Origin of the sequence: Sphingomonas glacialis, from assembly GCF_014653575.1 — a bacterium.
Classification (GTDB): Bacteria; Pseudomonadota; Alphaproteobacteria; order Sphingomonadales; family Sphingomonadaceae; genus Sphingomonas; species Sphingomonas glacialis.
Map to the genome: position 1 here is coordinate 1032993 of NZ_BNAQ01000001.1, position 11908 is coordinate 1044900.

At 66.6% G+C, this 11908-nt stretch carries 10 protein-coding genes; 3 read left to right on the forward strand and 7 right to left on the reverse strand.

Features of this window, described 5'->3' with window-relative positions:
- Window positions 1-109: 109 nt before the first annotated feature.
- Both metF and IE187_RS04890 read right to left on the reverse strand, forming a co-directional pair.
- Entirely contained in the window at window positions 110-1054 is a 945-nt protein-coding gene (gene metF, locus IE187_RS04885; protein ID WP_189675305.1) for a methylenetetrahydrofolate reductase [NAD(P)H], read from the reverse strand.
- Window positions 1051-2010: an ArsR/SmtB family transcription factor gene (locus IE187_RS04890; protein WP_189675306.1), complete on the reverse strand. Its 960-nt coding sequence runs from the start codon at window positions 2008-2010 to the stop codon at window positions 1051-1053. Before IE187_RS04890 ends, metF begins: the two co-directional genes overlap by 4 nt.
- A gap of 156 nt (window positions 2011-2166) precedes the next feature.
- Here IE187_RS04890 and IE187_RS04895 point away from each other — a divergent pair, with 156 nt between their 5' ends.
- From IE187_RS04895 to IE187_RS04905, 3 genes are read left to right on the forward strand one after another with little or no spacing between them, the layout of a single operon-like run.
- Window positions 2167-2469, forward strand: a complete 303-nt coding sequence (locus IE187_RS04895) for a hypothetical protein (RefSeq protein ID WP_133189555.1) — start codon at window positions 2167-2169, stop codon at window positions 2467-2469.
- On the forward strand, window positions 2469-2678 hold the full coding sequence (locus IE187_RS04900; protein WP_189675307.1) for a hypothetical protein: 210 nt from the start codon (window positions 2469-2471) through the stop codon (window positions 2676-2678). Before IE187_RS04895 ends, IE187_RS04900 begins: the two co-directional genes overlap by 1 nt.
- Window positions 2675-3625 carry an aldo/keto reductase gene (locus IE187_RS04905; RefSeq protein ID WP_189675308.1) on the forward strand — a complete coding sequence of 317 codons (951 nt, stop codon included), beginning with the start codon at window positions 2675-2677 and terminating at the stop codon, window positions 3623-3625. The genes IE187_RS04900 and IE187_RS04905 overlap by 4 nt, the downstream gene beginning before the upstream one ends.
- Window positions 3626-3636: 11 nt before the next feature.
- Here IE187_RS04905 and IE187_RS04910 read toward each other — a convergent pair whose 3' ends face one another.
- The 5 genes from IE187_RS04910 to acnA form a co-directional block, all read right to left on the reverse strand.
- Entirely contained in the window at window positions 3637-4461 is an 825-nt protein-coding gene (locus tag IE187_RS04910) for an ATP-grasp fold amidoligase family protein (protein ID WP_229839232.1), read from the reverse strand.
- Between the two features lie 213 nt (window positions 4462-4674).
- Window positions 4675-6270 (reverse strand): isocitrate lyase, encoded by a 1596-nt coding sequence (locus tag IE187_RS04915; protein ID WP_189675310.1) that lies wholly within the window; start codon window positions 6268-6270, stop codon window positions 4675-4677.
- A gap of 150 nt (window positions 6271-6420) precedes the next feature.
- On the reverse strand, window positions 6421-7203 hold the full coding sequence (locus IE187_RS04920; protein ID WP_189675311.1) for an SDR family oxidoreductase: 783 nt from the start codon (window positions 7201-7203) through the stop codon (window positions 6421-6423).
- Between the two features lie 130 nt (window positions 7204-7333).
- Entirely contained in the window at window positions 7334-8719 is a 1386-nt protein-coding gene (locus tag IE187_RS04925; RefSeq protein WP_133189567.1) for a helix-turn-helix domain-containing protein, read from the reverse strand.
- Window positions 8720-9211: 492 nt separating this feature from the next.
- Window positions 9212-11884, reverse strand: a complete 2673-nt coding sequence (acnA, locus tag IE187_RS04930; RefSeq protein WP_133189569.1) for an aconitate hydratase AcnA — start codon at window positions 11882-11884, stop codon at window positions 9212-9214.
- Between the last annotated feature and the right edge of the window lie 24 nt (window positions 11885-11908).

Genomic DNA, 11908 nt, shown 5'->3' on the forward strand with positions numbered 1-11908 from the left:
CCCCTCCCCTTTAGGGGAGGGGTTGGGGTGGGGAAGTCCGGCAAGCCGATGGCTCGGCGAGACATCCCCCACCCCCTTCCCCTCCCCTGAAGGGGAGGGGGGAAATCCGTTACGCCGCTTGCGCCGCCACCCGTGCCGGCTGCCCGCGAATGCCGAGCAGATGGCAGATCGCGTAGCTGAGCTCTGCCCGGTTGAGCGTGTAGAAATGGAAGTCGCGCACCCCGCCCGCATACAAGCGCCGGCACAGCTCGGCCGCGATCGTCGCCGATACCAACTGGCGCGCGGCGGGGCGATCGTCGAGCCCGTCGAACAGCGTCCCCATCCAGTCGGGCACCACCGTGCCGCACATCGCCGACATGCGCTGCACCGCGCCGAAGTTCATGATCGGCATGATCCCCGGAACCATCTCGGCGTCGATCCCAGCCTTGGCGGCGGCATCGCGGAAGCGGAAGAAGGTCTCCGCCTCGTGGAAGAACTGCGTGATCGCGCGCGTCGCGCCGGCATCGAGCTTGCGCTTGAGATTGTCGAGATCGGCCGCCTCGCTCGCCGAATCGGGATGGCATTCGGGATAGGCCGAGACCGAAATCTCGAACGGGTGGAGCTTGCGCAGCCCCGCGACGAGCGCCGCGGCATTCTCATACCCACCGACCGGCGACTGGAACTTCTGACCCGCGACGGGCGAGTCCCCGCGCAGCGCGACGATGTGGCGCACCCCCGCCTTCCAATATTCGTCGGCGATCGCGTCGATCTCCTCGCGCGTCGCATCGACGCAAGTGAGGTGCGCCGCTGCCGGAATGTCGGTCTCGCGCGCGATCCGGGCGACCGTCGCATGCGTCCGTTCGCGCGTCGTGCCGCCCGCGCCGTACGTAACCGAGACGAAGCGCGGGCCGAGCGGCGCGAGCGTCTGAACCGACTCCCACAGCGTCTCCTCCATCTTCTCGGTCTTGGGCGGGAAGAATTCGAAGCTCACCCGCGCGTCGCCCGCGATATCGGCGAACAACGGCGCTGCGAGCGCGAGCCGCGCCTCCTGCATCTGCTTTACCGAAACCGTCATGCCGCCTTCACCTCTGCTACGCGTTGGCCGACCTTGCGGGCGAGCCACAGTTTGACCGTCAATTCCCCGCCCTCGAGCGTCTCGATCCGGGCCGGCGCCAGCCCCGCCGCGGCGAACCACGTTTCGATCTGATCGTCCGCGAAGCCCAGGCGGGTATGCGCATCCTTGGCGCGCAAATCCTCGCGGTCGTGCGCCGCGAAATCCGCGATCAGCAGGCGCCCCCCCGGTTTCAACACGCGCGCGGCCTCGGCGATCGCCGCACCGGGTTGCTGCGCAAAGTGCAGCACGTGGTGGACAATCGCGACGTCCGCCGCGTCGTCGCCGAGCGGCAGCGCATAGAGATCGGCCTGGCGCAGTTCGGCATTGCTCAGCCCGCGCTCGGACAGTTTCGCGCGCGCGAGCCGCAGCATTTCGGAACTGCGATCGATCCCGAGCGCTTGCCCTGCCCGTCCCGCGAACAGCTCGAGCATCCGCCCGGTCCCGGTCCCGATGTCGATCAGCTGGCCGATCGGCGCGTCGCCAAGCACTGCCGACATCGCCGCCTCGACCTCGCTCTCGGCGATGTGGAGCGAGCGAATCGCGTCCCACTGCCCGGCATTGGCCTCGAACCAGCTTGCCGCCGACGCCGCGCGATCGGCACGCACCGCGGCGAGCCGCGCGGCGTCGGCGACCCGCCAATGATCGGGCTCGATCTCGCCCCACGCATCGAGCGCGGTCGCGATCGGGCCGACGGTGGCGCCGCTGCCGAGCGCGACGAACACCCAGCTGCCTTCCTTGCGCCGCTCGGCAAGCCCCGCGTCGCACAGGATTTTCACGTGCCGCGAAACGCGCGGCTGGCTCTGCCCGAGCACTTGCGCGAGTTCGCCGACCGACAGCTCCATCGTCCGCAACAAGGCGACGATCCGCAGCCGCGTGGCGTCGGCAAGCGCGCGAAAGATATCGAGGGCAATGGTCATCGTGGCATCACATATAAAGATATCTTTATATGAGGTCAACGCGGTTCGAACGCCCCTATTCCGAGACTGGCAGCGCAACAACATGCCGTCCGCAGAGTTGAAGCCCCCGACCCCATCCTCTAGCGTGCGCCCACTGCTGGGAGCCAAGGACCTATCATGATCAAGACCCGCATCCTGCTGCCGCTCACGATCGTCGCCGCCATCGGCCTCGCCGCGTGCAGTCCCAAAGCGCAGAACGATATCGGCGAAGCCGCCAACAGCGTTGCAGCCGACGCAAACGCGACCGGCGCCAAGGCCGTCGACGATACAGATGCGGCGCTGGGTGCTGCCGAAACGCGACTCGACAATGCCGGCGCTGTCCTCAGCAACAAGGCCGACCGGCTGTCCGACAAGGCCGACCGCGCCGCCGATCGCGCCGGGGCCGCAATTTCCGACTTCGGCAACGACATCCGCGATTGATGCGCATCGGTTCCAAGCGACGCGCCCTGCTCGTCTCGTTGCTGCTGCTTGCCGCCTGCTCGCGCGGTACGTCCTCGACCGGCGCACCGCCGGGCGAGGACCAGGCGCTTGACGAGGCGGCCGCTTCGCTCGACGCCAATTCTCCCGACACCAACGCCGCCGTGATCGTCACCGACGACGCGCCCGGCAACGAGGACCAGCCGCAATGACCACACTCCGCCGCCTGGGTGCCACAGACCTCCGCATCGCCCCGCTCGTGCTCGGCGGCAACGTCTTCGGCTGGACCGCCGACGAAGCGACCAGCTTCGCCGTGCTCGATGCTTTCGTCGCGGGTGGCGGCACGATGATCGATACCGCCGACGTCTATTCCGCCTGGGTTCCCGGCCACAAAGGCGGCGAGTCCGAGACCGTGATCGGTGCGTGGCTCAAGCAATCGGGCAAGCGCGACCAGGTGCAGATCGCGACCAAGGTCGGCATGCTGCCGGGCGAAGGCGGCGAAAAGCTCGCGCCGGCCCGGATCGCCGCTGCCTGCGACGCCTCGCTCAAGCGGCTCGGCGTCGAGACGATCGACCTGTATTTCGCACATCAGGATGACGACGCGGTCGCGCAGGAAGACGCGCTCGCCGCGTTCGGCAAGCTGATCGACGCGGGCAAGATCCGCGCGCTCGGCGCATCGAACTTCCACGCCGCGCGGCTGAAATCGGCAAACGATGCCGCCAAGGCGCACGGGCTGCCGCATTATCACGTGCTCCAGCCCGAATATAACCTCGTCAGCCGCCAGAAGTTCGAGGGCGAGCTCCAGGCGTATTGCGTCGAATACAATATCGGCGTGGTGCCCTATTACGGGCTCGCCTCGGGCTTCCTGACGGGCAAATATCGCAGCGCCGACGATTTCGGCAAGAGCGTGCGCGGCGGACGGATGCAGGCGTTGCTCGACGGCAGCGGACCGGCCGTCCTTGCCGTGATGGACGCGATCGCTGCGGAAACCGGCGCGAGCCTCGCGCAGATCGCGCTCAAATGGCTCGCCGAACAGCCCGCCGTCACCGCGCCGATCGCCAGCGCGACGAGTGTCGCGCAGGTCGAGGAATTGCTGGGATCGATGGACCTCGTGCTGACCCCGGAGCAGATCGAGCGCTTGGCGGTCGCGGGCGCCTGAACGCCCAGGCGTCAGGCAACCGCGCGTAGCGGTTCGAGCATGGCAAGCTTGGCGCGCAGCCAGTGCGCGCCAAGCTCGGCGTCGAGCGCGACGGGGCTGAACGGATCGAGCCCCGAACCCGGATAGAAGGTCATTTCGCCGAACAACGGCCGCCCGTCGATTTCGTAGAGATCGACCCGCACGAAATCGCGCCCGTCGGACAGGCGCTCGGCGGCCATGATCATCTGGCCGAGCGTGACCGGCGGCGTCGGGTCGGGATCGGCGCTTGTCGACGACACGCGCTGCCAGTGGCGGTCGAACAGGATCCAGCGATGCCGTCCGCCGCGACCGAGATGAACCTGGACGTAGCGGACGCGCCCACCGAACACGTAGAATTTATAGTCGATCGGCAGCACCGGCGGCGCGCCGATGAACGGCTCGACCATCAGCCCGTGTGGGATGCCCGCGTAGAGATCCTCATCGAGCCAATATCCATAAGTCGATCGCATCCATCCGGCCGCACGCCGGCGGATATCGGCCCAGTTGGCGTTATCGTCGAAGACGAAGGCGGTCTGGTTGCAGCCGTGCCGCGCCTTGACGACGAATGGCGTGGGCCATGCCGGTGCCTCGGGTAGTTCGGTTCCCTGCCACAGCGTCGGGATGACCCAGTCGGCGCCGAGCCGTTCGGTCACGATCGTCTTCGCCACCAGCTTGTCCGCCATTCGCACCATCGCGGGGTCGGCGCCGGCCAGCTTGCGCACTTGGACCAACTCGGTGAAGGTGCGCGGATCATCGAGCGCGGGCCAGCGCCCGTGTCGCCACCAATAGGTCAGGTAGATCCGCCACCGTGCGCGCACCCTGGCAAGTCGAGGCGCTGAGGCCGGAAACGCAACATCCATCGCAGCACAAGCCGCGATGGATGCTGTTGGTTCCGGACCGGCCGGAAGCTGCGGCGAATCCGAGCGGGAGCTCAAACCCCGCCGCGGCAAAGCCGCGTCGTCGGACGGGGCTGCTGGCCCCGCCGGCCGGGCCTGCCGCGGGCGCGGCGGAGCTTCGCTCCGCCGGCTGCGTCAGGCCGCAAACTGGTTCATCGTATTGTGCGCGCCGCCCGCCTTGAGCGCCGCCTCACCCGCGAAATACTCCTTGTGATCGTCGCCGATGTCCGAGCCCGACATGTTCTGGTGCTTGACGCAGGCGATCCCCTCGCGGATTTCCTTGCGCTGGACGCCCTTCACATAGCCGAGCATCCCCGCATCGCCGAAATACTCCTTGGCGAGATTGTCGGTCGACAGCGCCGCGGTGTGATAGGTCGGCAGCGTGATCAGGTGATGGAAGATCCCCGCACGCGCGGCGGCGTCCTTCTGGAAGGTGCGGATCCGCTCGTCGGCCTCGTCGCCCAGTTCGGTCCCGTCATAATCGACCGACATCAGCCGCGCCCGGTCATACGCCGAGACATCCTTCCCCTCGCCCGCCCAGGCGTCATAGACCTGCTGACGGAAGTTGAGCGTCCAGTTGAAGCTCGGCGAATTGTTGTAGACCAGCTTGGCGTTGGGGATGACCGCGCGAACGCGGTCGACCATGCCCGCGATCTGCTCGATATGCGGCTTCTCGGTCTCGATCCACAGCAGGTCGGCGCCGTTCTGCAGCGAAGCGATGCAATCCATCACGCAGCGGTCCTCGCCGGTGCCGGCGCGGAACTGGAACAGGTTCGAGGCTAGCCGCTTCGGGCGCAGCAGCTTGCCGTCGCGGTTGAGGATGACGTCGCCGTTGCGCGCGGTCGCCGGGTCGATCTCCTCGCAATCGAGGTAGCTGTTATACTGGTCGCCGAGATCGCCCGGCTCCTTCGACACCGCGATCTGCTTGGTCAGCCCAGCGCCGAGCGAATCGGTGCGCGTCACGATGATGCCGTCCTCGACGCCGAGTTCGAGGAAGGCGTAGCGGCACGCGCGGACCTTCGCGAGGAAGTCCTCGTGCGGCACCGTGACCTTGCCGTCCTGATGGCCGCACTGCTTTTCATCGCTTACCTGGTTCTCGATCTGCAGCGCGCACGCACCCGCCTCGATCATCTTCTTGGCGAGCAGGTAGGTCGCCTCGGCATTGCCGAAGCCCGCGTCGATATCGGCGATGATCGGCACGACATGCGTCTGATAGCCATCGATCGCGTTGAGCAGCCGCTGCTCCTCGACTTGGTTGCCGCTGGCGCGCGCCGCATCGAGATCGCGGAACATCATGCCGAGCTCGCGCGCATCGGCCTGCCGCAGGAAGGTGTAGAGCTCCTCGATCAACGCGGGAACGCTGGTCTTCTCGTGCATCGACTGATCGGGCAGCGGGCCGAATTCGGATCGCAACGCGGCGATCATCCAGCCGGAGAGGTAGAGATAGCGGCGCTCGGTCGAGCCGAAATGCTTCTTGATGCTGATCATCTTCTGCTGGCCGATGAAGCCGTGCCAGCAGCCGAGCGACTGGGTGTAGGCCGCGGGGTCGGCATCATACGCCGCCATGTCCTTGCGCATGATCGCGGCGGTGTAGCGCGCGATGTCGAGCCCGCTCTGGAACCGGTTCTGCACCCGCATCCGCGCGACGCTCTCGGCGTCGATGCCGTCCCACGTGCCGTTGTAGCGCTGGATCAGGCTCTTGGTCTGGGCGATGTCGGTCTGGTAGGTCATGGGGGTGCCCCTCGCTCTGTGTGTATGGCGAGATAGGTACATGAATTGACAGTTGTGTGAGCCGGTAATCGACTAACTACCGCGTTACCCTGTCAAACCCGCCGTCAGCGCAGTGTGATATTGTAAATTATACACTGCGCCGACGATCTGCTATCGCACTGGGCTTGCCGCCGACCCGGCGAGAATGCCGCCGTCGATCGTCAACTCGGTCCCCGTCATGTAGCGCGCCTCATCGCTTGCCAGCAGCACTGCGAGTGCGGCAACTTCCTCGGGCTCGCCGAAGCGGCGCAGCGGCGTGTCTGCGACCAGCGCCGCCTCGCGCGCCGAACGATCCGGCCCGTCACCCAGCATCGGATCCCACATCGGCGTGCGGATCGCCGCGGGGTGGATCGAGTTGCACCGAATCGCCAGCTTCTCTTGCGCGCAATAGAGCGCCACGGTCTTGCTGTGGTTGCGGATCGCCGCCTTTGACGAGGCATAGGCTGCCGCGGCCGGGATCCCGATCATCCCCGAACGCGAAGAGATATTGATGATCGACCCCGCCCCCGTCGCCCGCATCGCGCCGATCGCATAGCGACAGCCGAGGAAGGTGCCGTCGAGGTTGACGTGGTGGACCGCCCGCCAATCCTCGAGCGTGGCATGTTCGGGATCATGCGCGGCAACGCCGTCCTCGAACCCGGTGACGCCGGCATTGTTGACCAGTACGTCGATCGCTGGCCAAGCGGCGGCGAACCGCGCCCAATCCGCTTCGCCCGCAACGTCGAGCAAGGCCCACGGCTGACCGAGCTCTGCCGCAAGCGCCTGCGCACTTGGTCCATTCTTGTCCGTCACCACGACGCGCGCGCCTTCGGCCGCGAACGCGCGCGCGATCGCCGCGCCGATGCCGCGCCCTGCGCCGGTCACGACGCACAGTTTGTCTCCCAATCGTTTCACGCGAGAATTCCAGAAATGAGAGGCCGCGCTCGCGCGGCAGGATGGTCAGGCAGTCGGCTGCGTGTTCATCGATCTCACTCCGGTTAGCGGCACACTCTAACCGCTGGCGTCACGGGCGGCAAATCCCCGTTCAATCCCCGCCGAAGGTAAACGCGCTGACCCCGCGCTCGCGATCGTTGAGCACCAGCGCACGCCCCGCCGGCGGCAGCGAGCGCTGCGGACAATGCCCGCGCCCGCACGCGCGACACCCGAGGCCGATCGGGGTCGCCTCCCCCTTGAGATCGACCCCGCGCGCGATCGCCAGCGCCCCGGCATGCTCCGCCGCCACGCCCAGCCCGACGACGAACTCGGCCGCCACCGCGCCGAAGCGACGCCCCTGCGGCGCGACCGTCCGCGCGAGCGTCAACCAGCGCGCACCATCCTCGAGCTCGACGAGCTGCACGACGAGCTTGCCCGGCCGATCGAACGCGGCGTGAATCTGCCACAACGGGCAGCGCCCTTCGGCCTCCGCCAGTGGCGACGCACTCGCGCCCGAAAAGCGCTTAGACGCTTGCCCCGCGCGGTCGATCCGCACGAAGAAGAACGGCAGCCCCCGCGCGCCCACGCGCTGCAACGTCGTCAGCCGGTGCGCGACTTGCTCGAACCCGGCACCGAAGCGGCGCTGGAGCAGCTCGATATCGTATCCCGTCGCCTCGCACGCACGCAGGAAGCGGGCGTACGGCATCATCACCGCTGCGGCAAAATAGCTGGCGAGGTGGCGGCGATAGAGTCGTTCCGCGGCGCGATCGGTAAAGCCCGCGCCCTTGACCAGCCCGTCGATTTCGCTGCGCGCCTCGATCTCGGCGAGCTGATAGGCAACGGCGAACGTGCGCGACGCAGGGTCGAGGATTTCCGACACCTGCAATTGCCGCGCGTGGAGATCGGTACGGCGCAGCAGGTCGGGCATCACGTCGACCGGCAGCACGCGGATCGTCAACTGGTGCTTGACGCGCAATCGCTCAGCGATCGCGCCGTAGAGATCGCCGGCTCCAAGCCGCAGCTCGTCGGCGAGTTTCTCCGCGATCGTGTCGAGATCCGAAAAATAGCCGCGCCAGCGTTCGATCTCGCGGCGCACCTCGCCGACCGAATCGAGTGCGCCAGGCGCGGCCGCGCTGCCCGCGCCGATCCGGTCGAAGGCACGCGCAAAGGCTTCGGCACCGCCGGGTGCGCCGGCGAGCCATTCCTCGAGTTCGTTGCGGTCGATTTCGAGATCGGCGAACATCGGATCGGCAAGTCGCCGCCTGAGCGCGGCCTCGCCCCCACCGGGCTCGCCTGCCGCGAGCGCGCGCGGATCGAAGTCGAAACTCTCGGCGAGCTTGACGATCAGCGATCCCGACAACGGGCGCTGGTTCTTCTCGACCAGGTTGAGGTAGCTCGGCGAAATCGTCAGCACCTCGGCCATCGCCGCCTGGGTCAGCCCCGCCTGGCGCCGCAAGCGGCGGATGGCGTGGCCAGCGAAGAGTTTGCGATCGGCCATGACACGTCCTCGGATCTGCTCGGCGCTCCGGCGGAGTCGCGGGCGTACATGACCCTAACTGTCACATCTTTACAAGATCACGCGAGTTTGCGTCAGGATTGGTCACGCCTTTACCGATACCGCAGCCGAATCCCGCTGGCGGTTGGCACGCAATCGCTCCTAGTGGCGCCACGACTGGTGAGCAGGCTTGTAAAAAGCGCCACAGTTTGAATGGCTTTGAGAGTTTCCTGGGGAGGAAAGGATGCCCGCCGCGCCTCGTGCGCGGCGGGCATTTCCTGTTTCTACCCCTCTCCCTTCGGGAGAGGGTGGCCGAGCGAAGCGAGGTCGGGTGAGGGCAGCACCCATCGCTGGAGCGCGCTGTCCTCACCCTTCCCACCCGGCTTCGCCGAGCGGGCCCCTTCCCTCTCCCGCAGGGAGAGGGAATTTCTAAACCCCAGACACAAAAAAGGTACGGGCGGCAGCGCCACCCGTCCCCTCTTCAATCCCCGCAGATCAGGCCGCGAGCTTGCGCAGCACGTACTGCAGGATGCCGCCGTTGAGGAAATATTCCAGCTCGTTGACGGTATCGATCCGGCACTTCGTCATGAACGTCTCGACCGTGCCGTCGGCGCGGGTCATCGTGACCTCGACGTCCTGGCGCGGACGGATTTCCGAGACCTTCATGATGGTGAAGCTCTCGGAGCCATCCAGGTTCAACGTCTTGCGATCGACACCTTCGGCGAACTGCAGCGGCAACACGCCCATGCCGACGAGGTTCGAGCGGTGGATGCGCTCGAAGCTCTCGGTGATGACGACGCGCACGCCGAGCAAATTGGTGCCCTTCGCCGCCCAATCGCGCGACGAGCCGGTGCCATATTCCTTGCCCGCGATGACGATCAGCGGAACGCCGTCGGCCTTGAAGCGCATCGCCGCGTCATAGATCGGCATCGTCTCGCCCTTGTACGAGGACATGCCGCCCTCGACGCCGGGGACCATCTCGTTCTTGATGCGGATGTTGGCGAAGGTACCGCGGACCATCACGTTATCGTTGCCGCGACGCGCGCCGTACGAGTTGAAGTCGGCGCGGGTGACCTGCCGCTCCATCAGCCACGCGCCTGCAGGCGAATCCGCCTTGATCGAGCCGGCCGGCGAGATGTGGTCGGTGGTGATCGAATCGCCGAGGATCGCGAGCGGACGCGCCTCGATGATGTCCTGCACCGGCGCCGGGGTCATCGACATGCCCTCGAAGTACGGCGGGTTGGCGATGTAGGTCGATGCCGGCGGCCAGGCATAGGTGTCCGACCCTTCGATCGCGATCGCCTGCCACTTCTTGTCGCCGAGGAAGACGCTCGCATAGCGCGACTGGAACATGCCGCGGTCGATGTTCGCGTCCATCACGTCGCGGACTTCGGCGTTGGTCGGCCAGATGTCCTTGAGATAGACGTCGGTGCCGTCGGTCGCCTGGCCGATCGGGGTGGTGGTGAAGTCTTCGGTCACCGTGCCCTTGAGCGCATAGGCGACGACGAGCGGCGGCGAGGCGAGGAAATTGGCGCGCACGTCGGGCGAGACGCGGCCCTCGAAGTTGCGGTTGCCCGACAGCACCGAGGCGGCGACGATGTCGTTGCCGTTGATCGCTGCCGAGATGGCGGGTGCGAGCGGGCCCGAATTGCCGATGCAGGTGGTGCAGCCATAGCCGACGAGGTTGAAGCCGACCGCGTTGAGGTCTTCGGTCAGCCCGGCCTTGTCGAGATAGTCGGTGACGACCTGCGAACCCGGCGCCAGCGAGGTCTTTACCCACGGCTTGGGCTTGAGACCGAACGCATTGGCTTTCCGCGCGACGAGGCCGGCGGCGACGAGCACCGACGGGTTCGACGTGTTGGTGCAGCTGGTGATCGCGGCGATCACCACGTCGCCGTCGCCGATGTCATGGTCACGGCCTTCGACCGGAACGCGCTTGGCGGTCGAATGATGATAGATCTTCGCCAGGTCGGCGTTGAACGTGTCGTCGACCTCGGTGAGGATGACCTTGTCCTGCGGGCGCTTCGGACCGGCGAGCGACGGCACGACGTTCGCCATGTCGAGCTCGAGCGTGTCGGTGAAGACGGGGTCGGGCGCATCGGCCAGACGCCACATGCCCTGTGCCTTGGCATAGGCCTCGACCAGCGCGATGTTTTCCTCGCTGCGGCCGGTCAGGCGCAGATAGGTGAGCGTCGCGTCATCGATCGGGAAGAAGCCGCACGTCGCGCCATATTCGGGTGCCATGTTGGCGATCGTCGCGCGATCGGCGAGCGACAGCGCGTCGAGGCCCGGACCATAGAACTCGACGAAGCGGCCGACCACGCCCTTGGCGCGCAGCATCTGCGTGACGGTGAGCACAAGATCCGTGGCCGTAATGCCCTCGGCGAGCGAGCCGTGGAGCTTGAAGCCGACGACTTCGGGGATCAGCATCGACACCGGCTGGCCGAGCATCGCGGCCTCGGCCTCGATCCCGCCGACGCCCCAGCCGAGCACGCCGAGGCCGTTGACCATCGTCGTGTGGCTGTCGGTGCCGACGCAGGTGTCGGGGTACGCGATCGTCTTGCCGTCGGGCGCGACCGAGGACCACACCGTCTGGGCGAGGTTCTCGAGATTGACCTGGTGGCAGATGCCGGTGCCGGGGGGCACGACCTTGAAGTTGTCGAGCGCCTTCGAGCCCCACTTCAGGAACTCGTAGCGCTCGTTGTTGCGCTGGTACTCGAGCTCGACGTTATCCTCGAACGCCTTGGGCGTGCCGAACTCGTCGACCATCACCGAGTGATCGATCACGAGATGGACCGGCACGAGCGGGTTGATCTTGGCGGCGTCGCCACCGAGCTTGGTGATCGCATCGCGCATCGCCGCGAGATCGACGACGCAAGGCACGCCGGTGAAATCCTGCATCAGCACGCGCGCGGGGCGATACTGGACTTCGCGGTCGGACTTGCGCTCCTGCTGCCAGTCGATGATCGCCTGGAGATCCTCGGTGGTGACGGTCTTGCCGTCCTCGAAGCGCAGCAGATTCTCGAGCAACACCTTCATCGAGAAGGGCAGACGGCTGATGTCACCGAGCTTCTCGGCCGCAGCGGCGAGGCTGTAATAGTCGTAGTGCACGCCACCCACGTCGAGCGTGGTGCGTGTACCGAGGGTATCCTGGCCGATGGCGGTCATAAGCAGCGGGTCCTTCCCTTTGCG